The organism is Mariniblastus fucicola (assembly GCF_008087665.1).
Lineage (GTDB): Bacteria > Planctomycetota > Planctomycetia > Pirellulales > Pirellulaceae > Mariniblastus > Mariniblastus fucicola.
In genome coordinates this window covers 5,069,254-5,095,672 of the sequence record NZ_CP042912.1, presented here as the reverse complement: position 1 = coordinate 5,095,672, position 26,419 = coordinate 5,069,254, and the positions used below count along the sequence as shown (strand labels likewise).

The 26,419-nt window shown below is 53.5% G+C and carries 23 protein-coding genes; 10 read left to right on the top strand and 13 right to left on the bottom strand.

Features of this window, described 5'->3' with window-relative positions; genetic code table 11:
• Positions 1-55: 55 nt before the first annotated feature.
• The 4 genes from MFFC18_RS19015 to MFFC18_RS19000 form a co-directional block, all read right to left on the bottom strand.
• The gene (locus MFFC18_RS19015; protein ID WP_075084642.1) at positions 56-1,642 is read right to left on the bottom strand and encodes a sulfatase family protein; all 1,587 of its coding nucleotides are present in this window, start codon (positions 1,640-1,642) and stop codon (positions 56-58) included.
• A gap of 154 nt (positions 1,643-1,796) precedes the next feature.
• Positions 1,797-2,813 (bottom strand): M28 family peptidase, encoded by a 1,017-nt coding sequence (locus MFFC18_RS19010; RefSeq protein WP_084417138.1) that lies wholly within the window; start codon positions 2,811-2,813, stop codon positions 1,797-1,799.
• A 102-nt stretch (positions 2,814-2,915) separates the two neighbouring features.
• Positions 2,916-3,740 carry a 6-pyruvoyl trahydropterin synthase family protein gene (locus MFFC18_RS19005; protein ID WP_084417130.1) on the bottom strand — a complete coding sequence of 275 codons (825 nt, stop codon included), beginning with the start codon at positions 3,738-3,740 and terminating at the stop codon, positions 2,916-2,918.
• Positions 3,741-4,445: an SDR family oxidoreductase gene (locus MFFC18_RS19000; RefSeq protein ID WP_075084641.1), complete on the bottom strand. Its 705-nt coding sequence runs from the start codon at positions 4,443-4,445 to the stop codon at positions 3,741-3,743.
• A 190-nt stretch (positions 4,446-4,635) separates the two neighbouring features.
• On the opposite strand from MFFC18_RS19000, the gene lexA reads away from it, so the two are divergent.
• The 8 genes from lexA (at position 4,636) to MFFC18_RS18960 (ending at position 11,547) form a co-directional block, all read left to right on the top strand.
• On the top strand, positions 4,636-5,232 hold the full coding sequence (lexA, locus tag MFFC18_RS18995; protein WP_075084640.1) for a transcriptional repressor LexA: 597 nt from the start codon (positions 4,636-4,638) through the stop codon (positions 5,230-5,232).
• An 86-nt stretch (positions 5,233-5,318) separates the two neighbouring features.
• A complete protein-coding gene (locus tag MFFC18_RS18990) occupies positions 5,319-6,299 on the top strand; it encodes an alpha/beta hydrolase (RefSeq protein ID WP_084417129.1) in 981 nt (326 codons plus the stop codon).
• Between the two features lie 300 nt (positions 6,300-6,599).
• Positions 6,600-7,379 carry an MlaE family ABC transporter permease gene (locus tag MFFC18_RS18985; protein ID WP_075084663.1) on the top strand — a complete coding sequence of 260 codons (780 nt, stop codon included), beginning with the start codon at positions 6,600-6,602 and terminating at the stop codon, positions 7,377-7,379.
• Positions 7,376-8,203 (top strand): ABC transporter ATP-binding protein, encoded by an 828-nt coding sequence (locus tag MFFC18_RS18980; protein WP_238381270.1) that lies wholly within the window; start codon positions 7,376-7,378, stop codon positions 8,201-8,203. The genes MFFC18_RS18985 and MFFC18_RS18980 overlap by 4 nt, the downstream gene beginning before the upstream one ends.
• A gap of 111 nt (positions 8,204-8,314) precedes the next feature.
• On the top strand, positions 8,315-9,526 hold the full coding sequence (locus MFFC18_RS18975; RefSeq protein WP_075084638.1) for an MCE family protein: 1,212 nt from the start codon (positions 8,315-8,317) through the stop codon (positions 9,524-9,526).
• Between the two features lie 8 nt (positions 9,527-9,534).
• Complete coding sequence (locus MFFC18_RS18970) at positions 9,535-10,416, top strand: alpha/beta hydrolase (RefSeq protein ID WP_075084637.1); 882 nt, start codon at positions 9,535-9,537, stop codon at positions 10,414-10,416.
• Between the two features lie 109 nt (positions 10,417-10,525).
• The gene (locus MFFC18_RS18965) at positions 10,526-10,918 is read left to right on the top strand and encodes a hypothetical protein (RefSeq protein ID WP_075084636.1); all 393 of its coding nucleotides are present in this window, start codon (positions 10,526-10,528) and stop codon (positions 10,916-10,918) included.
• A gap of 197 nt (positions 10,919-11,115) precedes the next feature.
• The gene (locus MFFC18_RS18960; protein ID WP_075084634.1) at positions 11,116-11,547 is read left to right on the top strand and encodes a nuclear transport factor 2 family protein; all 432 of its coding nucleotides are present in this window, start codon (positions 11,116-11,118) and stop codon (positions 11,545-11,547) included.
• A gap of 197 nt (positions 11,548-11,744) precedes the next feature.
• Here the strand turns inward: MFFC18_RS18960 and MFFC18_RS18955 are convergent, their stop codons facing one another.
• From MFFC18_RS18955 to metG, 3 genes are all read right to left on the bottom strand, one after another.
• Positions 11,745-11,963 (bottom strand): hypothetical protein, encoded by a 219-nt coding sequence (locus MFFC18_RS18955; RefSeq protein WP_075084633.1) that lies wholly within the window; start codon positions 11,961-11,963, stop codon positions 11,745-11,747.
• Between the two features lie 39 nt (positions 11,964-12,002).
• Complete coding sequence (locus MFFC18_RS18950; protein WP_075084632.1) at positions 12,003-12,578, bottom strand: hypothetical protein; 576 nt, start codon at positions 12,576-12,578, stop codon at positions 12,003-12,005.
• A 379-nt stretch (positions 12,579-12,957) separates the two neighbouring features.
• Positions 12,958-15,030, bottom strand: a complete 2,073-nt coding sequence (gene metG / locus MFFC18_RS18945; protein WP_075084631.1) for a methionine--tRNA ligase — start codon at positions 15,028-15,030, stop codon at positions 12,958-12,960.
• A gap of 219 nt (positions 15,031-15,249) precedes the next feature.
• Between metG and MFFC18_RS18940 the strand changes: the two genes are divergently transcribed.
• Positions 15,250-17,994, top strand: a complete 2,745-nt coding sequence (locus MFFC18_RS18940; RefSeq protein ID WP_162273955.1) for an endo-1,4-beta-xylanase — start codon at positions 15,250-15,252, stop codon at positions 17,992-17,994.
• 386 nt (positions 17,995-18,380) lie between these two features.
• Here the strand turns inward: MFFC18_RS18940 and MFFC18_RS18935 are convergent, their stop codons facing one another.
• From MFFC18_RS18935 to MFFC18_RS18915, 5 genes are all read right to left on the bottom strand, one after another.
• The gene (locus MFFC18_RS18935; protein ID WP_075084628.1) at positions 18,381-19,274 is read right to left on the bottom strand and encodes a polysaccharide pyruvyl transferase family protein; all 894 of its coding nucleotides are present in this window, start codon (positions 19,272-19,274) and stop codon (positions 18,381-18,383) included.
• Positions 19,275-19,463: 189 nt separating this feature from the next.
• Positions 19,464-20,765, bottom strand: coding sequence for a beta-ketoacyl-[acyl-carrier-protein] synthase family protein (locus MFFC18_RS18930; protein WP_075084627.1), 1,302 nt, complete (start codon positions 20,763-20,765; stop codon positions 19,464-19,466).
• 22 nt (positions 20,766-20,787) lie between these two features.
• Positions 20,788-21,330, bottom strand: coding sequence for a hotdog family protein (locus MFFC18_RS18925; protein ID WP_075084626.1), 543 nt, complete (start codon positions 21,328-21,330; stop codon positions 20,788-20,790).
• Positions 21,331-21,417: 87 nt separating this feature from the next.
• A complete protein-coding gene (locus MFFC18_RS18920; RefSeq protein ID WP_075084625.1) occupies positions 21,418-21,801 on the bottom strand; it encodes an acyl carrier protein in 384 nt (127 codons plus the stop codon).
• A gap of 91 nt (positions 21,802-21,892) precedes the next feature.
• A complete protein-coding gene (locus tag MFFC18_RS18915) occupies positions 21,893-22,372 on the bottom strand; it encodes a 3-hydroxyacyl-ACP dehydratase FabZ family protein (RefSeq protein ID WP_075084624.1) in 480 nt (159 codons plus the stop codon).
• Positions 22,373-22,656: 284 nt separating this feature from the next.
• On the opposite strand from MFFC18_RS18915, the gene ptsP reads away from it, so the two are divergent.
• Positions 22,657-24,411, top strand: coding sequence for a phosphoenolpyruvate--protein phosphotransferase (gene ptsP / locus MFFC18_RS18910; protein WP_075084623.1), 1,755 nt, complete (start codon positions 22,657-22,659; stop codon positions 24,409-24,411).
• A 544-nt stretch (positions 24,412-24,955) separates the two neighbouring features.
• On the opposite strand, the gene MFFC18_RS18905 is transcribed toward ptsP, so the two are convergent.
• Positions 24,956-26,260 (bottom strand): glycosyltransferase family 87 protein, encoded by a 1,305-nt coding sequence (locus MFFC18_RS18905; RefSeq protein WP_075084621.1) that lies wholly within the window; start codon positions 26,258-26,260, stop codon positions 24,956-24,958.
• Positions 26,261-26,419: the final 159 nt, after the last annotated feature.

The following is a 26,419-nucleotide window of genomic DNA, read 5'->3' as shown; positions in this document are numbered from 1 at the left end:
GGAATCTTGCAGTTGATGCTTTCGCAAATACCGCGGTGGCGGGTTGAGGTGCTGTTTAATCGCGCGTCACGCTTCTTCCGTTGGCAACTGACTCACGCAGCAGATTTTCCAGCTCGGAAGCAATCGCCGGGTGTTGCGATGCAAGGTTATGAGTCTCGCCGGGGTCCGTTTCCAGATCGAACAGCTGGCCTCTGGCATCGGGAGCCGTGTCGGCGAGCTGATACTGTTTAAGCATCGCATGCGTGCTGTAATTGTTCCCACCGGAACCTTTGTGCGCCAGGTACTTCCACTTGCCGCGTCGGATTGCCAGATACTTCTTGCCCCCGAACCCCTGCTGTAAAAGGTAAGGGCGAATCGGAGACTGTTCCTGTTCCGTCAATGCTGGCAGCATGCTAAAGCTGTCCTCCGCTGCATCGGATGGCAAATCGAATTCTACGATTTCGGCGACCGTTGCCATCACGTCGGTCAACGAAGTGATTTGCGAGCAGGTCGACCCGGAAGCAACCTTGCCAGGCCAGCGGACGATCAGCGGAACACGGTGACCGCCTTCCCAGTTGTCGCGTTTGACGCCTCGCCATGGTTTGGCACCATCGTGTTGGTGGTCCTTTCGCATGTGAAAGATGGTCGGAACTTCTGGTCCATTGTCACTGGTGAAAATGACGAGAGTCTCATCGGCGATTTCCAGATCTTCCAGAGTCTGCATCAGTTCGCCGACGACATGGTCGAGTTCAAAAATGAAGTCACCGTGTGGACCAGAATTGGTTTTGCCTTTGAACTTATTGCCGGGAAACGATGGCAAGTGCACAGCTTGCGTGCTGTGAAAAAGAAAAAACGGCGAGTCCGGTTGATCGCGAACGTGATCTTTCAGAAATGACTGGCTCTTCTCCAGAAACTTCATGTCGACCTCTTCCAGATCAAAGTCCTCCGCTCGCAATCCAGGACGATTGTCGTTGGCGTAAGGATGCTTTGGCAGTTTCGACTTGTCCAGCTTTCCGGTTGGCGGATTCGGAATGCGTTTTCCGTCGATGTAGGCGTAGAGCCAGTCCGTTGTGGGACAACAGGCTGTCCCAAAGAAGTGATCGAACCCGCAGTCGATTGGGCCTCCGGCAATGTCTCGGGAGAAGTCGATCCGTTTGACGCCGTCGAAGCCGCCATTATGAATCGCCTGACCTTCGTTGTCGAAGAAAGTCAGCCCGATATGCCACTTGCCGAAACAGGCCGTCGTATAGCCCTCGGACTTTAGCATTTGAGGAAGAGTCAATCGGTTCGGCGCGATCAACGAAGGGCCGCCGGCGCCCGAAAAAACGCGTCCGCCGTTGGGAACCCGGAACGCCATTTGGCCGGTCATCAAACTGTACCGGGTTGGCGTGCAAACCGTGCAAGGGCTGTGTGCGTCAACGAAACGCATGCCCTGTGTCGCCAGTCGATCAAGGTTCGGGGTCGGTATTCTTGATTCAGAGTTGTAGCAGCCGACATCGCCATATCCCAGGTCGTCCGCAAGGATCATGACAATGTTGGGATGCTTTTGGGATTTGCCAGCCTCGTTGTCGAAGCAGCACGCTTGACTGTTGCTCACCGAAAGCAATCCGGAAAATGCACACAGGATAAAAGGCAACGACAGAGTTTGAAAGAGATTTCGCATGGGCTTTCACAATCAGGATTCTGAAGGGCAACGACGGCACTTCGCGGCAGGCACGACAATTACAGTATAAGCCCAACAGCAATCCGCGGACGAGGATGCATGAAACCTCGCTGCGATTTGTCACCGCATCGGCTGTTCAGTTCGGCCCAATCGTTTACTGCGTCACCAATTCTTCAATTGGTCTCACCAGGCCTTCGACCACTTTCGCAAACACTGGAAAGTTAATTTTGTCGAGCGAATCAGTCTTGCGGTGGTAGTGCGGATAACGAAATGGAGCGGTGTCGGTGATCATGAGCCCTTCATAACCTTCTTGCCAAAAAGACCAATGGTCTGACCAGCCCACGCCTGGCATTGTGCCGGGCAAGGACGCGCCCTCTGCTGGCACATCGCTGTTGGCTTTGAAGGACTTGAGAAACTTTCGCATCAACTTACCCGAACCGATGTTACCGACCACACCAATAAAATTTCCAGTAGACGGGTACAGTCGATCCAAAGGCGGTGGATATTTTTGGCTGTTGGCTTCTTCGGTGTAAAAGCCCATCGTTTCCAGACTGATCACGGCCACGATGTTCTGATCTTCCAACCGGCAGCTTTCTGCATAAACCCATGACCCCATTTCGTCACGAGTCTGAAAGTACGGTGGCTCCTCATTGGTAAATGCAACAAAACGTAGCGTGCGATCCGGTTGGAACGCAGGCGTTGAGTTGCTGAAGTGTTCTGCCAGCACCAGCAACGCTGCGGTGCCGCTGCCATTGTCGTTGGCTCCAGGAGTACCGCGTGCACTATCGTAGTGAGCACCAACAATCACGATCTGGTCCGGATTCTTCGAACCTTTGATTTCCACAGCGATGTTGTGACAATCAAGCCCGCGAACTTTGAACGTTTGAATTGTCGGCGTCAGCTTAAAACTCTTGAGCTGAGCCTCGACATAGTCAGCGGCCTCGCAAAGCGCTTCATGGTGTTGCAGATTTCTTTCGCCAATTGTTGTCGCGAGATGCTCGACATGATTCTTCAGGCTTGCCTGGAAATCGATTTGATCTTCCGCAGAGTCAGCAGCGACGGTTTCATTCGCTTTCGAATTTTTCGGGTTCGTCTCCTGAGCCACTGACTCGCAACGTGTGGTCACGGCAAACAGCGTGATTGCGAAAAGCACCAAACCAGATCGAAACATCAATTCGTCTCCTTGCGAAAATTCATCAGATTGTGCTCGCCAGTTGCAACAGCCTGGACGCATCCAGTTCCCGATAGAGCAGCGTGTGCCTGTTGAGAGAAACTACCCGCGGAAGCTTGCCCAGGTTTTCGGAGTCTCGAAAACTTTGACTTCGGCAAGCTGGCAGCCGGCAGATTCGATGTCGCTTTTCAACCATCCGAAAATCGCAGCGGAAATGTTCTCCACGCTCGGATTGACGTCCGAAAAGTATGCAATGTCTTCGTTAAGGTGCTTGTGATCCAACACGTCAATCACGTTGCGGTTCACGATTCCAGCAAGCTCCACTGCCCCGACGACTGTTGGGCCACCGCCGCTTTTTGAAACGTCACGCGAAACAGACACTTCGACCACGTAATTGTGTCCGTGACCTGCCGGATTGTTACACTTGCCAAACGTGGCCACGTTCTCTTCTGCCGACATCGAATCGCAATGCAATCGATGAGCCGCGGAGAACTCAAACTGATGCGTTAGTTGGATCATGTCAGGTGCTCCAGAGTCGATGTTGAATGAGAGGAAGGGCGAGAGTGAAAGCGAAACAGAAATCAACGTTGCCCCGTCAAGCGATTGGTTCTCCAGGAACTGCAACGCCTGTTGCAAAACTGACTCCGCGTTCGGAAGCTGGCTCAGCAAGCAATCGGCAAGCGAAGGGATCAACTGCTGGTTCACAAAGCGCCGCAGTGCTTCGTCAATCAGTTTGACGTTGCAAAGATAGCCCGTCATTTCGTCGGGCTCGCCTTCCACCACGGCACGCAATCGCAACTGGGGAGCGATGCGGCAGGTGTTTGGCCACGCTGCCCACGAGTTCTTTTGGTCGCGATCAGACGTCTGCTGATCTAGCTCTTCGGGCGATACCAAGGCGAAGCGGATTTCACGGGAAAGTCGAACCATTTATTTGCTAACCGTAAAAGCTTCGCCGCTTGGGTGTCCTACCGGATCTGCGACGCAGCTCCATATCTTGTTCGCGATGTCATCCGGACGAACACATTGATCGGCCGGAAAACCGGGAAATAGCCCGCGCAGCAGATCGGTTTCGACGGCGCCGGGGCGAACGCAACAGACTCGGATCGCGTCATCGACGCCTTCCGCAGCGATGGCTTTGGTGAACGTCTCAAGCCACGCCTTTGACGCGCCGTAAATACTGAATCCTGGAAACGGATCGACTGCTGCCATCGAAGAAATGTTGACGATCGAACCGCGTTGCTGTTTCTTCAGCGTCGGCCAAACCATTTGAGTCAGCGAAAACACAGCGCGGATGTTCGTGCTGACAACGGTTTCGAATGTGCTTTCGTCGATCGATTCGAAGTCGCCAAGCGGCGCTGCACCAGCATTGTTAACTAACACATCGATGCGTCCAAACTTTGTCAACGTTGACTCGACCAGACGTCGACGCGTCTCAACGAGCCCGATGTCTCCGGAAATGGCCAGCACGTGATCTGCATTTCCGAGCGAATTTGCGGCGGATTGAAGCGATTCCGGTCGGCGTCCACAAATGGCGACGCGATAGCCTTCGGCCAGGAAACGCTTCGCCGTTGCGTAACCTATTCCACTGCTGGCACCGGTAACAAGGCAGACTGGAGGGGACGTTTCGGCCATTTGGAGATGTAGAAAGATTTAGAAGATTGAAAGATGGTAAACGCGAAAGATCCGAATTGTACCGCAATTTGAATCTTGGGAGACGATGATCGACAAAGTGACTTATCCGCTGACAGGCAGGAAGTATATAATCGGGTGAGCGAAACGACGGAACACAAAATGAAGCACTTAAAAAAGTCGGACCAAAACGATGGCTCCTGAAACCAAAGACTTGACCAAAAATCAGCGTCGCGTGCTCAAGTACCTCAAGCAGCAGATCGAGCACAAAAATCATGTGCCGACGATTCGCGAAATCGGCGACCACCTCGGCATCTCGTCTCCCAACGGTGTTGCTGGTCTGCTGAAGCGGATCGAAGCCAAGGGCATGATTAAACGAACGAAGAACCGTGCTCGATCGATTGTCCTAACAGAAAAATGTTCTCCCGCCGGACTGCCGCTGGTTGGTCGCATTTCCGCCGGGCCGTTGACTGAAACGTTTGCTCAGGCAGAGCGGTTCGAGTTCGACGGGCTCGAACGGCGGGCAGACTACGTGCTGGAGGTGACCGGCGAATCAATGATCGATGCGCAAATCGCTCCAGGGGATTTCGTGCTGGTCAAGAAACAGTCGACTGCGGACCGCGGCGACATCGTAGTCGTTTGCGACGATGAAAACGGGACGACCCTCAAGTACTGGTACCCGGAAAAGAACCGAGTCAGACTTCAGCCGGCCAACAAAACCATGAAGCCGATCTATCGCAAAGACGTTCGCGTTCAGGGCGTTGTAATCGGCTTGGTCAGAAAGCTCTGATAAGTTCTGAGCCAGATTTGTGTGGTTGGCTTCACGATAAAAGCAAAACTCTGGAAATTGCATTCCAATCCTGCGATGATAGGCCCATGAATGCACTCACAAAACTTGGGCTCTCTCGCGAATTTACTATCCTGGTTTTTCTGTTGGTTCTGGTTGGCGGCGGATGGCTGGTCTGGAACCAGCCGATGAAAGCAAAAGCGGTTGAGCCTGCCGAACACGCCGAAGTTCTTAAGGTGTGGCCGGATTCCGCGACCGACAAACGGCTCGACGTCGGGCAAGAGCACGACACAACCAAAGACGACGGAGAACTGATTGCCGGAAAGCGTGTGCAGCGGATCACCAACGTCTCCAGTGCCGAACTGCATTTCTGGCCGGCAGACGCGGACGTGAACACGGGAACTTCGGTCATCATCTGTCCGGGCGGCGGGTTCTATATTTTGGCTTGGGATCTCGAAGGCACCGAGATCGCTCAATGGCTTAACTCGATCGGCGTCAATGCTTTCATTCTGAAGTACCGCGTTCCGACGGCGCGTGAGTCTGACCCGGCGGCTGCTCCGACGGAAGACTTGCAACGCGCGATCGCCATGGTGCGGCACAATGCCGAGAAATGGAACCTGGCCAAAGATCGAGTTGGAACGCTCGGCTTCTCTGCCGGAGGAAACGTTATCGCCAATGCAGCCTTCACGACGGCTCGCTACGATGCGATCGATGATGTCGACAAACAATCTGCCCGAGCCAACTTCATCGTGCCGGTCTACGGTGCCCGGATGGTCAAAAAAGAAGGCGGACTCCGCGACGGCATGGAGCTCAACAAGGATTCTCCGCGAGCATTTATCGTTCACGCTTTCGATGATTTCGTTCCCGTCCAGAACGCTCTGGAGTTGGCCCGCCTCTACAAGGAAGCCGATGTCCCTGTCGACTGTCACGTGTTCGATACCGGTGGACATGGGTTTGGGGCGCGTTTCATCGAAGACGTGCCGGTGACCAACTGGCCCAAGCTGTGCGAATCGTGGATGCGGAAAAACGGCTGGCTGGAGCGAATTGGTGCGGCCGACTCTCAGCAATAGCAACGCTAGCGTGACCGCTGCCAGCATCTGAGCCGGAAAACTCTGCTCAATAGGTATAAGTTCTCAAGTTTTGGTCGAGCGGTTGTCGAAGAAAGAGGAGAAGCTACAGGGGGCAGAAGAATCATGCTGCGCGCCGAATAAATTGGGCCGCGGCACCGTGAAATCCAAGCCGGCAAAACCGTGGCCTCAATCCCTTCACCATCTCAACTACCTGACGACTCCGCCCCGAGTGGCGTGATCGGCTGGCTGATCGCATTCGCCAGCAACATCGGTAGCGTCGTGCTAAATGCCTACGACACGATGGTCAATGGCTTGATTTCGCTCGGCGACTTTGCGCTGTTCTCGCTCCGCACTCTGCGCTGGATGTTCTCACGTCTGCCACGTCGCGGCACTATTTGGCCAAACTTCTATGAGGTCGGAGTCAAATCGCTTCCGGTCGTTGCCCTGACAGGAACTTTCATCGGGATGGTGCTGGCCGTCCAAAGCTATTTCCAGTTTCGACAGATCGGGCTGGAAACAAGACTTGGCGGAGTCATCAATATGACGCTGCTTCGCGAACTCGGACCGGTACTCGCGGCCACGATGCTGGCAGGACGAGTCGGCAGTGCGATGGCGGCGGAGCTAGGAACGATGCGAGTCACTCAACAGATTGATGCACTTTCGGCGATGGGCGTGAATCCGGTGCACTACCTTGTTGTCCCACGATTCATGGCTTGCCTGTTTCTGATTCCGACACTGACGGTGATGGCGGACTTCATGGGCGTTGCCGGCGGTCACTTCTATTGCGTGAACATCCTCGGAATCGACATTCATCACTATTGGCACAACAGCGCCAAATTTGTTACCAACTTCGACCTGTTTGTCGGGTTGTTCAAAAGTATCTTCTTCGGTTCGGCGATCGCGATGGTCAGTTGTTACCAGGGGTTCAACTGTACTGACGGAGCAGAAGGAGTTGGATCGGCATCGACCAGTTCTTTTGTGTATTCATTCGTTGCCATTTTGGTGCTGGACCTGTTCCTCGGAATCGGCCTGGATTCGATCTACTTTACGCTCTATCCGGAAGGAGCCAGTTTGCTGTGATCGATCAATTTATGGAAGCCAACGATCCACTGGTTCGTGTCGAAAACCTCACCGTCAGATTTGGTCGCCAGACCGTTCTGAGAAACATCAATCTTTCCATTCCGGCCGGACAAACCGTTGTTCTGATTGGCGAAAGCGGGTGCGGAAAAACGGTCCTGATGAAGTCGATCATCGGCTTGATCAATCCAACCCAAGGCCGTGTCTTCTTCGACGATGAGGAGATACAAACGCTCAACGACAGCCAGCTCAGTCGACTCCGTTTGCGATTTGGATTCGTTTTTCAGCACGCTGCGCTGTTTGACAGCATGACGATCGGGCAAAACGTGGCTTTTCCACTAATGCAGCACGGCAACTTCACCTCACAGCAGATTCACGACATGGTCCTGTCGCGATTGTCGGAAGTCGGGCTACCGGATTCTGTCGTGTACAAAAAACCGGCCGAGCTTTCTGGTGGAATGCAGAAGCGTGTTGGGCTGGCCCGGGCGTTGATTATGAACCCGGAACTGATCATGTATGACGAACCGACCACGGGGCTCGATCCGATCATGAGCGACGTGATCAACGAGCTGATTATGCGCACCCGTCGCCGAAATCCGGTGACCAGCATTGTTGTGACTCACGATATGAATACGGCGAAGAAGATTCCTGATCGCGTCATCATGTTGCTGCCAGCGACACGACTTGAGCCAGACGAAAACCAGATCATTTTTGACGGATCGGTGCCCGAGTTGGAGCACTGTCGCGATCGGCGTGTCCAGCAGTTTATCAATGGCGAGGCCGGCGAACGACTGATGGAATTGCGAACCGCACAGCATTCCGTTTGATGCCTGTATGCCGCAATGCGTTGTATGTGCCGTGCGGAAAGAGTACCGCGAGTATTGAATCAGCCAGGAAGTCTGATTCGCAAAACAATCGATTGATGAGAAAGCAAGCTCATGGATGAGAACGTTCAAAAACTGAGAGTCGGAATCTACACGATCATCGTGTTGTTGATTCTGGCGATTTTGATTTTCCTCAATGGCGAAGGTTGGAACAGCAACTACAGCGTGTTCCTGAAACCTGTCTCCGCTCCGGGAGTTCGCGTTGGGACTCCGGTGCGCAAGAACGGGATCCTGATCGGTCGCGTTGACGACGTCAGAACCGAAAACGACCACGTCGTGTTGCGACTTGCGATCCGCGAAAGCGAGCGAATCTATGGCAACGAAACGATTTCGATCGGTGCCGAATCGGTGCTAGGTGACGCGGGCCTGGAAGTTTTGCCGCTGCGTCAGGATTTGCGAGGCGAGCTGGTTTCCCACAATTCCCTGGTCGAACGGTATGAGGTAAAGCCGAATCCGATGGAGCTGATCCAGGCGGCTTTGGAGCTTGAAGACGATATCTCGATGACGCTGGCCTCGATTCGCGAAACCAGTGAAACGATCGGCAGCGCGGGAACCGGAATTGAAACTTTGACTTCTCAAGTTAACGCAATTTTGACTGATGACGACAGTGACATCAAAAAGATGGTTGCCGACATTCGCCAGTTGAGCATGAAGGCGGAGGTCGCTGTTGACAGTGTGAACGGCATCTTCGAGCAGATCAATGCGACTATTCAGGACCCTGACTTTCAGGAAGACATGGACGAATTCGTAAAGACATTGCCAGCGATCTTCAAGGAAGTCCGCGTGGGTATATCCGACTTCCGCAAGATCATCAATGGCTTTGCGGGCGTGGGCGACAAGGTCAACGAGAACCTCGACAATGTCACTCGATTCACCGACAGCCTTGGCGAGACCGGGCCGGAAGTGGTTGAGCAAATCAACGGCGGGGTGAAGGATATCCGCGCTTTGATCGAGAAAGCCAAAGGGCTCGAAGAAACGATCGCGACCATTCAGGAGACCTTCGGCAACAAGGACGGTACCGTGGGGCAACTGTTCAACAACCGGGAGGCATACGACGAAGCACTTGCCGCGATTCGCAATGTCAAGGAAGTTACCGAGGAGGTCAAACGCGTCAGTACGAAGCTGGAACCGCTCATGAACGACGCTCGTCACCTTGTAGATAAAGTTGCCCGAGATCCCGGTGGCGTGATCCGTGGAGCGATGCAGCGCAAACCTGTTGGCGCGGGCTATAAAGGTACTCCCGGCTCCAGATCACTATTTCGGTAGGGAAGTAAATGAATTGGCGTCGCATCAGGAAGTGGACTTCAATTGTTGCTGCCAGCGGGTTTGTTGCGCTAATTGTTGCGGCCTGGTTTGTCGGCGGCGCTTTGGTAGCACCGGCAAATAGAACCGTTGGCTTGGCTCCCGCAGACTTTCCGGCGTCGTCAGTTCAGTTCGATTCTGATTCAGGAACAACATTGTCTGGTTGGCACCTGCCGTTGTCTGAGTCAAACGCGACCGTCATTCTGTTGCACCCGATACGTGGTGACCGGCGCTCGATGCTTTCGCGCGCAAGGCTGTTTCGCAAGCATGGATACTCAACGCTGCTGATTGACTTGCAGGCGCACGGAGAATCAGAAGGCCGAAACATTACCTGCGGGTTTCTTGAACAGCACGATGTACTCGCGGCAGTTGACTTTGTTCGTGACGACAGCCCGGATGAAAAAGTCGCGATCGTTGGTTGGTCGCTGGGCGGAGCGTCCACTTTGCTTGCCAATCCTGATGTGGATGCAATCGTTTTGGAATCCGTTTATCCGACGGTCACAGAGGCCATTCACAATCGGATTCAGATGCGGTTGGGATTCCTGCATCACGTCGTGGCACCACTCCTGCTGGTTCAGCTGAATCCTCGCTTAGGGGTGTCACCAAAACAACTTTGTCCGATTGATCGAGTCGCTTCCCTCGATTGTCCGGTACTAATCGCGTCGGGAGATCGCGATGAACACACGACGATTCAGGAAACGCGATGTATGTTTGATGTCGCCTCGTCTCCAAAGGAACTGGTTATATTTGAAGGTGCGGAACATACTGACCTGCTTGTTTACGACGCTGCGAAGTACGAAAATCAGATCGTCGGATTTGTGAGCGAAGCACTGGGTGAGCGGTCCGACGACTAATGTGTTTCACGCATCGCGTTTCAAAATGGAATGCGACGAGCAATTTTGTTGCGATGCTCATTTCGTTTCTGTAGTCCGCGTCCTCGTCCTAGGTATATGCTTTTCAACTATGGCTGGTCAAAATCCTTACAAAGCACCTGTTGTTGCAAATGCGGCTCAGGCGATTCCGGCTGAAATCGATATGCAGCCCAAAGATCGCAAAAAGGCAGACGCAATTATTAAAGACGCGAGCCAATTCTGGCTTGCCATTTTCCTTTGTATCCTTTGCAGTGCGTTGGGTGCGTTGATCATTCCCATCTGGTACTTTGTTCGATTGCTGCAGTGGAACTCGCTTGCGAAAAAGTATCCGGATTTGGTCCCGGATTCTCCGATTCCAGGATCACTGTCAGCGGACTTTAAATCAGCACAGTGGAAATTGATCGTCGGTCTGGCCGTCGGTTCATCGATTTTTGTAATCGTGGTGCTGATGATACTGGCAACCGCTTTCGTGCCGATGGGCTAATCCAACCCAAACGATTTGCTCTTTTTGGAAAACTGAGGCGATCCTTTCGAGGTACCGCCTTTGAGAGAAAGTGGCATGGCTTTCCGTTGGAGACAGTCTTTAAAACATGCGGTTTCAAATTGGAACCACAACGCGTGGCGTTCGTCGGAATCACGTAGTGCGGCAAACAACATGAACCTGAGAGTGATTTTTAGCATATGAACAAAGTACTTTTGGCTCTCGTCGGTTGCCTCATCTTTGGGTTCACGTCGTGTGGCAAGCCTGCGCCTCCCGTCGATAAGCCTGTTGCAGATGAAGCAGAACAATCAGTGATCACAACGCTTGCCATCAAACAGCTGGACGCGTACAACCGCGCCGATCTGGACGGGTTTTGTGCGTGTTACCATGCGGACGTTCGAGTATTCGACGGTGAGGAAGAAAAGCCGCCTGGTATTGAGGCGTTTCGGGCGCGTTACGCCAAGATGTTTTCCAAGGGTGGCTTCGGTGCGAGCGTGCCAACCCGCGTCTCCCTTGGGAAGCACTGCGTCGATCTGGAGCATTGGTGGCGTGAGAGTGGCAAACGTGGCGAAGTGCTTGTCCGCTATACCGAGAAAGATGGTTTGATTGGAACGGTCCAATTCCTGCGATGACGGTAGCCGGAGGAACTGGTCGACCGTCGCAGATCCCCGCGATTAAGCCGGCCGCTTGAATTCGCTTTGTTTCAGGATCGTTCATGGGCACGAACGGGTGTTGTGGTTGAAGCAGATCGCTCCACAACTACCCAATGCTGTATTCTTCCAGCCAGATTGTCCTGCGATGAGATTGCGAATTGCGACGAAGTCACTATCTAATCCGAATTGCGGTCTTCCTGAGCGTCGCGTTGGACGCCTCGGGCAGTGGTTTTGGATTGATGCTGGGCGTAGCCGTCGGCGCCACCATTGGGATGGCTGACGCCGGGATCCAAAGACTGATCGAGAGATTTCGTAGCGACGATACCGAAGACTGATTGGCTTACCGGTTGGTGGCAACAAACTTCCTGTTCATCATTTCGGACAAAATGTTCCACTGAGGCTCGCCGTCGTCTATCGCCGCCCGAAAGGTAGATCTATCGACGCCTTCTTAGCAAGGCCATGCTGGCCAACACTAGGACTGTTGCGGCACTTGGTTCCGGGACTGCTGCGAATCCGGTCGACATGTTGTCCATCGCATACTCTTCCTGTGACAATCCCAAAAACGTGCTTGTCGAGAATTCAATCGAGTTGATGCCTTGGTCGTCGGAGATGAATCCCCAGAATCCATCGCTGTCGATCGTGCCAAGGCTCTCACTCGACAGATCGTCAAGCTGGACATCAATATCAATTCCGCTTCCCTCACCGCCTGGCGTTAAGTCAAAGAAAGCTCCCCAAGCCGTCGGGGCGTTGGTGTAAGACCATTCCGTTGTGGAGGCAGATCCAATAAGCGGGTCGGTAACTGTGTCGTTCCACGTCCCACCGGCGATTCCACCGTTATCCGAGGTGGAGCTCAAACCTGAAACCAGCGTCGTGTCGTCAAAGTTTTCAGTTATCAGGCTCTGCGTCGCAGCAAGCCAGGCACTCTGATCCGTGAAAATGACGATATCAGCGTGAACGCTGGAGCTGATGGCCAAAAGAATCGAAACAGTCGCCAAAAATCGGATAATCATATCTGATGCCTTCGGGTAGAGATTCAAAAGTTTAGGTCCCTCAACCTGCTTTGAAGCTCGACACATTTCGACGCGTCTTTCAATTCGAATGTCAAATCTCAGGATGTATGGCTATTTGCGACAGTAGAGTTAGTCACAGTTGGTTTGGGTGTAACACCTGAATGCATCGAAATTTCAGTTCGTGCGGCGAACGCTTGAAACGCAAGGATAGTTTGGCTGCCACAACTCATTTGGCATTATTGTGGACGTTAGGGCCTGAGTCGCATTCAGCTTTCACAGGCTCTCTTTTGCGAGTTCGACGCGAAAGATCGCAAGCTTTCAGTTGCATTCCCGCAAATGCGGGCTGCGATACTCGTGAATTGCGAACCTCCCAGCTGCGCTAGGTCACCCGCTGGCCAGGCTGAGCGCCGTCATCGGGATCGAGAAGATAGATTTCAGTCGCTTCCGGTCCACCGGCAGCGCAAACCATGCCTTCGCTCATGCCAAAACGCATCTTGCGTGGCTTCAGGTTGGCCACCATCACAACCAGACGCCCTTCCAGGTCTGCGGGATCGTAGGCGGATTTGATCCCGGCAAAAACGTTGCGCTGTTCATCACCGCCGAGCCCCAACGTTAGTTGCAGCAGCTTGTCAGCTCCTTCGACATGAGAAGCTTGCAAGACACGGGCGACGCGAAGGTCGACCTTGATGAAGTCCTCAAACGTGCACTCTTCCGACAGCGGCTTGTCGATCAGGTGCTGCGGGCTATCGTTGTACTTGGCAGCCAGTTCGGAAAGTGCTCCGGAAGCAGCTTCGGCTTCGTGTTCGGCTTCGTGTTCGGCTTTGGTCTCGTCAGTCATCTTTGCGATATCCTTTGGATCGATTCGTTTCATCATGTGTTTAAATTTGTTGATCGGAGTCCCCAACAACGGCGTTTGTGCCTGATCCCATGAAGTGATCGGATCACCGAGCAGATCGCCCGTCTTTTCCGCAAGGTCCGGTAAAACCGGCGCCAGGAAGATTGCCAGTTGCCGGAACAGGTTGATTGCGATTGTGCAAACGTCCTGCAGTTCCTGAGCTTTGCTCTCGTCTTTCTTCAGTACCCATGGTGCGGCGTTTTCAATGAAGGGGTTGGCGCGATCAGCGGCCGCCAGAATCAGACGCATGGCTTTGTTGTAGTCGCAGTCTTCGTAAGCCTGAGCAATCTCGTCAGCCGAATTTGCGGCTTGTTCGAACAGGCCGCCATCGTCCGGCCACTCAGTTGAAAGACCGGTTGGCTGAAGAAACTTGGCACAACGTGATGCCAAATTAACGACTTTGTTCACCAGGTCCGTGTCGACTTTCGCCTGAAACTCATCCAGACTCAAGTCAATGTCATCGAGGTTCGGCCCCAGTTTCGACGCGTAGAAGTATCGCAGCGCCGACGGGTCGAGATGCTTCAAATATGTTTCCGCTTTGATAAACGTGCCCTTGCTCTTGGACATCTTTTCGCCATCAACGGTCAAGAAACCGTGAATACGAACTTTCGTCGGCAGGCTGTAACCCGCAGTCTTAAGCATTCCCGGCCAGAACAGCGTGTGAAAATAAATAATGTCTTTGCCGATGAAGTGATGGATTTCGCACTCTGGATTCTTCCACCAGTCATCAATCTGCGAGCCGTTTGCATCGCACCATTGCTGCGTCGAAGCCATATAACCGATTGGTGCATCGAACCAGACGTACCAGTAGTCGCCGGGGCTGTCTGGGATCTCGAATCCGAAATACTGGGCCGGTCGGGATATATCCCAATCGCGAAGTTCGTCACCGAGAAATTGTCCCTTGAGGTAATTGGCGACCTCAGACTGCAGGCTGTCGCTGTCCTGAGTCCACTCGTTCAGAAATCCGTGAAGCTGTTCAAGTTCAATGAACAGGTGGTTCGCGATCCGCACTTCCGGCTTGGTTCCGGAAATGGTGCTAAGCGGATCGATAAGCTCCACTGGCGAATAAGTCTCGCCGCATTTGCTGCAATTGTCGCCCGGTTGGTCAGGCGTGCCACACTTTGGGCACGTGCCCGTAACGAACCGGTCCGCCAGAAAGGTTTCCTTTTCGGTGTCGAAAAGCTGCTCGACCTGTTTCTCTTTCACCAGGCCGGCGTCTCGAATCTTCTGCCAGATCTCACCGCACAGCCTTCGGTTCTCATCACTGTGGGTGCTGCCGTAGTTGTCAAAGCTGACTCCAAACCCGGCAAAATCGCGTTGATGAGCTTCGCTCGATTCGGCGATGACTTCCTCTTCGCTGCGACCTTCCTTCTGAGCCCGCAACATGATCGCAGTTCCGTGCGTGTCGTCCGCGCAGACGAACAGGACTTCGTGGCCACGCAAACGCTGGAACCTCGCCCAAATGTCTGTCTGAATATATTCCACCAGATGTCCGAGGTGGATCGGGCCGTTCGCGTACGGAAGCGCTGCGGTAACAAGGATTTTGCGAGGGTTCATTCAGCTATGCCAAAACGTTGGTGATCGGGGTCCGACCAGATTGGTGCCGTCGGATGCACGATAGTATGGGGCGATTGTATTGTGGACATTCCGTCGCGCATATGCCCTGCGGATATCATCCCGGACAGGTCAGCCAAAAGATGGTTCAGGTTCAAGATTGTGTTTGACGCGACGAGTAGTTTTGCGAAACTGGAGCAATCTCAGAGATAGGCGACCATGATGGATCAGACAAAACAAAACAGGCATCTGCTGGCGTGGGCGATCGCGATCGTTTGCATGTGGGCCAATGGCGGGTCGGCTCAGGCGATTCGAAACGGAGAATTCGACGAAGGCCTCAGTTGGTGGTTGAGCCGCGGTGGCACGACGCTGGCCGTTTCCGAGGACAGTCACCAAACTGCTGGGGCATGTTTGGTCACGAATCGAACAGATTTCTGGCACGGAGTCTCTCAACCGATCGACCAAGCCAGCCTCGAACCTGGCAAGGACTATTACGTTGAAGCTTGGGTCAAACCTGTAGGTGACGTTTCGGGGACGATGCGATTCCTTCTGTTCCAGGTCGACGACCGCGGAGAGCGTGGGCTGAAAGTCGGCGAAGGGGTGGCTGAGCCCGGTCAGTGGGTGAAGATGCGGGGCGGATTTACATTTGATCCTTACGGAGAAATCCAGCACTTGATTCTCGCGATCGATGGCTCCGAGGACGATCGGCACACCTTCGATTTTTTGGTCGATTCTGTCACGGTAACTGAGAACGAATGGCGTCAGGAAGCCGATGATCGTATCGAACAGATCCGCAAACGCGATGTCGTGCTGAATTTTTCACGCAGCAACGGCAAACCGGTTGCCGGATTGTCGGTCGGCGTCGAGCAGGTGTCGCATGATTTTCCTTTCGGTTCAACATTGAACTGGCGATTCGAGCAGGACGAAGTCTACCGTGATTTCTTTCGTGAACATTTCGACTGGGCCACGATCGAGTGGCACGCTCAGTGGAGAGCTGTCGAGTTCACCCAGGGGCAGGAAGACTATTCAATTGCCGACGCGTCGATCGACTTTTGCGAGCAAAATGGAATTCGCGTCAAAGGCCACGCACTTTTTTGGCCGGCAGAGCAGTTTCGCCCTCCGTGGCTGGAGGCGCTTTCCGACAGTCAATTGATGCAGGCGATGGATCGGCGGATCACCGATGTGGTATCCCGCTTCCAGGCACGGCTGTATGCGTGGGACGTCAACAACGAGATGCTGAACCATACATTTTTCCAGGATCGACTGGGCGAGTCCATTCGTTCGTGGATGTTTCAGCGTGCTCGCGAAGTTGATCCCGCTGCGAAGTTGCTGGTCAACGAGTACGGTTTGGAAAATTCGGAAGCCAAGACGATTCGCTATCGGGAATTGGTCGAGTCGTTGGGGTCGAATGTGGACGGCGTCGGTTTTCAGTCTCACTTCGATGGTCTGGCGTCTCCCATGGGTATTGAAATCGCGATGGAGCAATTTCAGGATTCCGGTTTGGGGATTTGGTTCACGGAATACGATACCGTGCACCCGGACCCAGAAAAACGAGCCCAATCGCTGGAGGATTTCTACCGGTTTGTCTTTAGTTGTCCGGAAACCGAAGGAATCATTATGTGGGGTTTCTGGGCCGGTTCGCACTGGCGCGGTGCAGATGCCTCCCTCGTCGATCTTGACTGGACCATCAATGCTGCCGGGCAACGTTACTTTGCGTTGATGGACGAGTGGACGACGGAATCGGAAGGCAGTACTGATGGCTCAGGCGATTTCGAGTTCCGCGGCTTTCTCGGCAGTTACCTTGTGACGACGACCGATGATGCTGGCATCGTTAATTATCACCTGGTTCCAGTCAGCAAAGGCGAAGGTTCATTGTTGGCGAATCTTGCTACCAATGCGGCTCACAACTCGTTGAGTATTTATGGAACCGACGAGAACGACCTTTTTGAGCTCGATTTAGCCCAATCCGAATTGATCTACGTCAACGGTTCGCCGGTTAATTTCGAGCTTCCGGTCGAGGCATCTGGCGTCCGTGTTGTCGGACTGTCGGGAGATGATCGGCTCGTCATTCAGGCGTCACCGGAATTGCAGAATCTACTTGTTACTCCATCCCGAATGATCGTTCGTGGGATAGGATCTGTCATTCGGTTTCATGATTTGGAAAATGTCGAAGTCAAAGCGGCGTCGTTGGACAGTCGCGTGGTGCTCGGCGACTCACCCGATGATGACACTCTGAACTCGTTTGAGAACATCACGACATTGACCAATTCTCAAGTCGCTTTGAGCGTTGTTGGGTTCGGCACTGTGGCTGCCTATTCCGTTCGTGGGCAGGATACAGCCCGAGTTTTCGATAGCGCTGCGGTCGATCAATTCACAACTGATCTGGAATCCGTCAACGTCAAACTCGGTGGCCGTACACGGCAGGTTAGTGGGTTTGCAGAAAACTTGGTTGAATCGTCGATTGGCTACGACACCATCGAGATTCGAAATTCGGAAGTCGCGGATTCGATTGATATTTCATCGGATGCGATTGTGGCTAATTTGGACCAAACGGATAGTCGATTTCATTTCAATGGATTTCGACGCGCAAGTCTGCTCGCCCAAGAGGGAAGCGCAACTGCGGTTCATGTTGTTGGGACAGATACCGACGAGACGCTTCGGATTACTTCCGAAGAGAGTCTTTACTATGGACCCGGCTTTCGTTACAGCTTTGAGCCATACTTTGCGTTTGAAGGACTGGTCGACTCAGCTGGAAACGACCGATTGGTGTTTCGCGATTCTGTGGCGAACAACGTCCTTTCCGTCAGCGGTGATTCGACAACAATCTCAGACGGACCGTTGACACATTCGTTTCAGTTCCTCGATGAAGTTAGTGCTTTCAGTCGAGCCGGCGGAACGGACACTGCGACGATCGATAATCCGAACGCCTCGGTGCGATTGGTCGGCGACTGGCATCAGCCTGAGTAGCATGAGTTACAGCGGCCGGATCAGCTGGGATCTGTGGTCGCCAGCGTTTAGGGTTAGCAGGCTGCTTGTGAATGGCGGCGATGTTGCGTTTAAGCAGCAAGCAAACCTTTGCTGTTTCGGATTTGCCTCATCTTTCGGTCTTCCTCTGCAAATTTCAATGCGTTTTCACTTGGAACGCAGGTTGCATTGGAACCATGAGACCGCCAACTCAAGAGGAAATCAGATGGAATCGCAACAGAACATTTCGACCGCTCAACGAATCAGCAATAGCATCCTTGTCGGAACCATCTTGATCGTGATCGGCTCGCTCTGTGGGCTTTGCTAGGCCGCGCAATTCGCTTCGGCCTCGCGAATTCTCGCTCAAAAATGCCGATCAAAGCAGGCGGTTAGGCTGCGTCGCGATACGAATCAGTTTGGTCGTCGGCTCGGAAAATTTTCAATCCGGAACCAGCGATTTTGCATCGCCGAGCGACCGAGTTCCGTTTCGCGATGTTCGATAGCGTATCGAACATGGTCTCAATCTTCGATTGAGCGGATTCTACAAAGCGATCGATCTTTTGATCGAAAATTTCTGGCACGTTTCGGATCGCTTCCGTTTGCGACTGGAAGTGAAGCTGTGGCAAGCCAATGTCCTGCATTAAGCCACGAGTTTTCCAGGTGTTTGAGTCCCATGTTGAAAACGGCACGCGGAGCACCGCTGCAGCGATGGCGGCATGGAATCGGCCGGCGCACAGTTTTTGGCAGCGAGCGATCTTTTTCAGCGACTCATACGCAAGTTCGCCGTTGGGCGAAAAGCCCGACATCTTGTTGAGCACATTGTCGGTGATACCAAGCTCCATGTCACGATCAAGATTCGGAACCGATCGGAGCATTGAGGACGCGAACAGCAAGTCCGGGATCCGTTTACAAAGCACCCCCTGAGACCGAACCTCTGCCGCACTGAGGCTTTCCCGCATCGAGATGTATTCGAATTGCTCCAGGATCGGCAGGTCTCCATTGTCCTGAAACACGCCGTTGATTAACGCACAGGGCCAGCGTCGCGCCAGATCCAGCAGTTCGGTGTGTCTGCCGTGATGAAACGTACCTTCAGCGTTGATGATGACCAAATCGGCACGGTCCAAATACGGACGTGCGATGGACATGTTCAACTTTCGCGGAAATGCAGCGATCAGTGCCGTGCCGGTTCTGGCAAGCTGTTCCCTGATCGTTTGCCCCACCAATTGGCAGCCGAAATGCGGCGCGTAGAGGCTGGTATCGTTGATCAGAACAACCGAGGGCATGGAAATCCGAAACTGCGGGAACTGCGAAAGCGAAGAAGTCTTACTCGCAGTTATCGGTCGCAGTTCATCGGAATCGTAGCGATCCCGCTAGCGGCTCGGAGTAACCGTTACATCCAACAACCTTGGCAGAAGGTCGCGGGGCTGGTCGTTTGAGGAGCACGCTTGGCCGCTGGAAGAAACTGACGGGCTTCAGTCTTCGAAGCCGGAAACCACAACCGAAATGTTCTGGCCGCCGAAACCAAAGCTGTTGGTCAGCGCGATGTTGCAGTTCGCTTCGCGAGCGGTATTGGGAACGTAGTCCAAATCGCAAAGCGGATCCGGGTTTTCGTAGTTGATGGTCGGTGGCAAAATGTTGTCGCGAATCGCCATCATGCACACAATCAATTCTGTCGCGCCGGCGGCAGCGATCAAGTGCCCCATCATGCTCTTGGTGCTTGAAACTGGAACCTGCCCTGCCCTTTCGCCGAACACTTCGCGGCAGGCCTTCGATTCGACTTTGTCGTTTACCGTTGTGCTGGTGCCGTGAGCATTGACATAGTCGATTTGCTCTGGCGTCATCCCGGCATCGTTCAGTGCCATTCGCATGCAGCCAATCGCACCGCGGCCTTCTGGATGAATGTCGGTGACACGATAGGCGTCAGCGGTTGAGCCATAGCCCCGAATTTCGCCGATGATGTTCGCGCCGCGGGCTTTAGCGTGTTCCAGTTCTTCCAGCACGACCATGGCCGCGCCTTCTCCCAGGACAAACCCGTCGCGAAGTCGATCGAAAGGACGTGACGCGCCGGTCGGATCGTCGTTGTTCGTCGAAAGCGCTGTCAGCAGATTGAAGCCGGTTACTCCAAACGGGTGGATCATGCTGTGCGTTCCACCAGAAAGCATCACATCTGCTTCGCCGCGGCGAATGATCTCTGTGGCCTCTCCGATTGCCTGGCTGCTGGCCGCACAAGCCGTAAGGCAGTTTGCGTTGGGCCCCTGAGCATCAAACATAGCCGCGACATGTCCCGGCGGCATGTTGGGCTCCTGTTCAAGTTCCACGACCGGGTTGAGGATGTCGAGTCCGGCTCGCGTGAATTTGACCAGATCGAGCTTACCTTCCGCGTCCAGCGACTTGGCCATCATGTTGGCGAACGAGTAGAAGTCCTGGTTGCCTTCACCGCTGCCCATGTACACACCGAACCTTCGGCGGTCTTTGATGGAATCGCCGACGCCCGAGGCATCGAAAGCCTGACGTGCAGCACCGGCGGCGAAGCAGGTATGTCGCCCGCGGAATTTCCACTTTTCAGGATCTTCACCGGCTTGAGAGACATCCCAGTTTTTAATCTCTGCAGAGATTCGAGTGGGGAATTTGCTGGCATCAAAAATCGTCGTATAGCCGACGCCCGATTTGCCTTCTTTAAGAGCAGACCAAACGGTTTCGATGTCGTTGCCAAGCGGGTTGATGACGCCGACACCGGTGACAACCACACGGCGGCGTTGGGTAGGAGCAATCATGACGTAGTCCGTGGTGTTCTTTTCAAACGCCGATTTTAAGAAATGCCTGTTCGGCTTCAATCATGTGGTCAGGGATCTGAACTTTTGATCCGTCCGGATAGACTCCGACTTCGAACAGACGCAACAGCCTGAGCATCCGGCAAAACTCTGCGGGTTCGAAAAGCTCGACTCCCTTGAATCTTTCGTCATCGAGCCGCGCAAACATCAGGTCAATTTTGGCCTGAAGCCGGTCGCCTGCGTGCGAGGTCCCTTCGACCATCGCTCCCATCTCATCATTGTTCGTGATGCGGACACGGTAAGTCAATTTGGTGCCGGGTTCAGCCTCGAAATGAAATTCGCTGCTGGTGACTTTGGCCAAAACGATACGATCATTGAAATCGCTCATTTGTCCCAACAACAAGCCACCGGTCTGAGCGATGCCTTCGATAATCACCGACGCCGGCAAGAAAGTCCGACATGGCGAATACTCGTCGACGACCTCTTCGCTGAGGCTAATGCACTTGATCGCTTCGGCAGTTTCGCCAGCTACGAATTCAGTGAAGCGATCAATCCAAAACCAGCGCATTGCTTTGTCAGCTTTCCGTTACTCGCAGTGAAAAACCCTTCGAGTGATGTCTCAACGAAGGGCAATCACGACGATGTCAAAATTGGCCTAAGCCTGTTTGTGCTCAACGAAACGGCACAGATCCTGAACCGTCAGCAAATTGGCAAAATCCTGAACGACAGGATTCGCTTCGAACTTTTCCAGATCGGCGAACGGCATCCGCTCTTTCAGTTTGGCAACACCTTCAGGCGTGACCTTGCCGTCTTGCAGATACTCACTGCTGGTGAGGATGTCGTCGGGGAAAAGTTCTTCGCGATCGATCGAGATACCGAACGTTTGCTCCAGCTTGAAAACGATGTCCAGAAAGTCGATCGACTCTGCACCAAGGTCACCGATCATGGTGGCCTCAGGCGTAACTTCATCATCATCAACGCCAAGTGCATCGATAAGGACTTCGGAAACCTTTTTGTACGTTTCTTCTTTGACCGACATGTTTACTCCTGTGACAGTCTAAATTGGTGATTTGAAAATGATTTGGATTGATCCGTGCGTGCTGATCGTCGCGGTTCGCGAAACTGGTTCATTACGCAGGGATGGGTGCCCACAAGCGGCGATAAAATTTGCGGAACTGGTGGATCATGTATTTGTCGACCGCTTCATCGCGACCTTCGCGGTCGGCCAGATTGTAGGACTCAAGAGTCAATCTGCCTGAGACGGAAGCCTTGCCGTCGATCGTACCGACGACTTTGAGTTTTGTAATTGAATCTTCAACTTTCTTGATTTCCGCATCGACAACCAGAGAGCTTCCAGGCTGAACAAAGCCCTGGAACTTCATGCTTTTGGCTTCGCGCAAAACCACCGTGGAATGTTCGAAGTCATTGCTCTCTCGAACCAGCCACATGCTTGCCTGAAACATGGCCTCAAGCATCAAGACGCCCGGCATGACCGGGAACCGCGGAAAGTGATCGTTGAGATACTCTTCCGAAAGCGAAAGGCACTTGACTGCTTTAATCGACGCTCCCTTGTCGAGTTCGAGGATTCGGTCGAGTTGGGAGAACCGCATGTTGTGTCCAGTTGCCTTTCAGCTGCACTCAAGTGTTTTGGATTGCAAGGTCGTCTTTTCGGCCATTGCAGAATGGCGTAACTATAGCAAAGCGAATCTGGGCAAACAACACGGAATTTGACGTTGCACGCCGGTTTCAATAGGCTTTTTCGCAGCTTTCGAAATCGAGTCAATACGTCTATTACCAAGCCCTCGATTGCCGTTTGCGGTGGCGTTCTTCACGGAATCGATCGGTCGTGTTCAGGCGACTTCCCGGTTATCGAGCCGAATGCTACGATCATGCCATGCGCAGAGGAATCGCAGTTTCACCTGGCGTGGCGATCGGGACCGCCTACGTCATCCACGAGATCTTCGTTAATCCCGACACGAAACGCCTCGAAGACACCGAGATTACCGCCGAACTGGCGAGTTATGAAACGGCTCGGGACAAGGCGACCGCTGACCTGCGCGCTCTGGAGAAAAAAGTCGATGCCCAGGTTGGCCATGACGAGGCAACGATCTTTGCCGTTCACCAACAAATTTTGCGTGATCCTGCGTTCACCAACAAGATTCGCAACTGGATCGTAGAAGAGAAAATGAACGCGGGAGCAGCTCTCCACCGGTTGCTTGGCGAGTACACCGCGATCTTTAGCAAGACCAAGGACGCTTATCTGCGGGAGAAGCTGGATGACATCCGCGACGTGATTATCCGCGTCAGCAGCCATCTGAAACACTCGAAATCGGCTGACAAGATGGTCGAAGGGCCTCTGATTCTTGTCGCGGACGAGCTGCTACCTTCGCAAGCAGTGGCTCTTGGCGATTTTGATGTCCATGGCATCGTGACTCAGGCCGGCAGCCAGACCAGCCACGCCGCGATTATCGCCAGGTCGCGCGGAATTCCGGCGGTCTCTGGCGTCAAGAACATGCTCCGCAAGGTCAAGACGGGCGACACGATCGTTGTCGATGGCCGCGCTGGATGCGTGGAAGTCAATCCGAACGCGGAATCGTTAGCGGCATTTCGAAAGCTGGAACGGGAGTTCTTTGACCTGCGCGACCAACTCGCGACCAACCGCGATGAGAAAGCTCAAACAAAATGTGGCACCGAGCTTCGCCTCGAAGCCAACATCAATGGCGTATCCGATGCGAAGGCTGCTGCCGCGATGGGAGCGTCTGGTATTGGCCTGTATCGAACGGAGTATCTGTATCTGACTCATAGCGATTTGCCAGACGAAGATGAGCAGTACGAAGTTTACCGCGACATCATTGCGGCCAGTCCGAACCACAATGTGACAATCCGGACTCTGGACATCGGCGGTGACAAAACGGTCGCCTATTTGGGGCACGACCATAAAGAAGCCAATCCGTTCATGGGCTGGCGGAGCATTCGTTTGTCTTTCGAGCATCCCGAGTTTTTCAATACCCAGATTCGGGCGATCGTTCGTGCCGCCAGTGAGTTCCCTCAAGGGACGGCCCGAATTATGTTCCCGATGGTGACGACGGTCGAAGAGTTGCGGAAACTTCGCTCGATGATTCGCAAAGCCTATAAAACTTTGACAGCGCGAGATATCAAGGTCAAGGAATTGCTGTTCGGGATGATGCTGGAAGTTCCCGCGGCGGCAATTTCAATCGACACGATGCTGGATCTGGTCGATTTCGTTTCGATTGGCTCAAACGATCTGGTTCAATACCTGATGGCGGCCGATCGCGACAATCCGAAAGTCAGTCACCTTTGTCAGCCGCTGGCTCCGCCGGTTCTTCGCGTGCTCAAGCACGTTATCACGGCGTGCAACGAGAGTCGTACTCCGGTGACCGTTTGCGGTGAGATGGCGGGTAAGCCGAAAGCGTTTCTGTTGTTGCTGGGGATGGGTTTGCGTCGGTTCAGTATGAGCCCTGCGTTTGTACCCTCGATCAAACAGTTGGCCAGTCAGATCTCGATTGAGGAAGCCGAGAGCATTGTCGCAACGGTGATGAAGTTCAAGACGACGGCTCAGGTCAAGAAGTACATGACCCGGCAAATCGAACAGGTGGCGCCGAACCTGGCAATTCTGGATTCGAATTAGCCCCTGGCGTGAGAGATTTCGTTTAACGGCAAGCCGGAGGCGCCTACGCCTGCATTTACGTAGTTGTCCAACTGCCAAGCGAAAAATCGTACACCAGAGTTGTAGCATGTTCGTTGGAAGGTAATTTCTTGTCGGAAAATTTTGATGAGGGGTTCCTGTTTCCTGGCGTAGCCAAGTGGCGTCTTGCCATGGCCGCTTCATGTCTGTTCTTTTTTAGCTGGACTGGTGGTTATGCTCGGCCAACCAGGATTCTTGTATGCACTTACGTACATCAATGAGTCCATTCAAGAGATTGGTGAGGTCTTGTATTTTGTTAAGGCTATGGCTGTTAGTGCTGTAGCCTACCTTGTTCTGTCTCTGATTCCTGTCCTGATGCTCCGCTTGGTTGGCTTCAGATTCCAACGCGGTAGCGCGGCGGCAAAATGTGCTTAGCGGCAAGCCGACGGCGACTGCGCGTTAGCATGCAGGCGCAGTCGCCTTCGGCTTGCCGTTAAACGATGGGCTGAATTTCGACTCAGTGCTGGTAGAAAACGAAGCTCAGTCGTTATTCAAATCGATGCAGTGCTTGTTTTTTCGCGGCGTTCCAGCCCCCAGCGATCACGATCAGCCAAGCGAAAAAGACGACTGTCGAAATCTGTACGCCCAGTTTCAACGCCAGCGGAACATAGATGCTGGCTCCGAACAGCACGGCAATGCAGATCCAATACAACAATCGAAGGTTGATGTGTTTGGAAACTTCTTCGCTCAGGCCGCAGATCGCCAGCGGCAACAGAAGGATCGTCAGGTCGTAGGTGTAGAAGTGCGGGCTGATCAATACCGTTGCGATGACCAGGGCTGCAAACTGGAACGCAAAACGAGGTGAAGACAGTTCGATTGGACCCGACAGAATTCGTCCCAGCAACGTCACCAAACCAATTGCTGCCACGATCGCCATCGGCTTGACCAGGGCCGGATTAAAATCGCCGAGCAACAACTGCATGGCGCCCCACAGGCTGTGGGAATGCTCAAGCTGGTAGCCACTGTTGGAGATGTAGTTGCTCATGCCGAAGCACATTTGTACATAGTCGCCCCAGACGTCCGGGGCCAAAAACAGAGAGCCCACGATCAACACCGACAACGTCAACAATGATCCCGCCACGAAGCGAAACTGCTTTTTGCACAGCATCGCGACTCCGATCGGAACTGCGAGGTAGGGCTTGAACGCGATCAGACCAAAAACCAGCCCGGCGGTAAACGGACGCTCACGGTGCAGCAGGACAAACGAGATCGTCAGGATCGCCAACAGGATCGCCGACTTTTGTCCCATGTTCAGGCTCAGCAACAACGGTGTGAACAGGATCGCGACGATGAACCAACCGCCGGTGCCCGATCGGATTTCGCGATAGCCGCTAAGGAAAACAAAAGATGCGATCGATAAGGAAATTGCTCCGGCGAACATCCAGGCGACGACAAAACTGCGATAGTTCAAGCCAGAACCGAAGCTGGCAAACTGATAGTGGAATGGCGGATAGACCATTGGGAAATAGCCCGATGCTTCCCATTCGAATCCGACCAGTTCAACATCGTGTTGCAGCGCCGCGGAGTGCTTCCAGTCATAAAGCCGAGTGCGATCGGCGTTCCAGATGTGACCGCCGACGTATTCTTGCAGGATGTCGCCGCCGACCGGGTGCTCGCGCAGCGATGGCTGGTTTGGAGAATCGCTAAAGTTCGGAGACAGGTTCAGGACGAGGCTGACGAGCGCGCAGGGAATGAGCAAACAAATGGCGAACAGCCTGATCAGTCCAATCTGTTTGCGTGTGGGACTTGGCAGCGAAGCCGACAGTGGCTGAGTTGTTTCGACGGAGGCCATGGCATGGAAGGAGGCTGGGTTGAGAAAGCAATCGGAAGCAATCCTGAGCGGCAGCGCACACCAGCAGTTTGCCTGGAGTGTTTAAAACTGTGCGTCACAAACCAGCTTTCGTCATCCCAAATCCCGTTTCACCACGAAAAAAGCCGCAGCGATCATGAC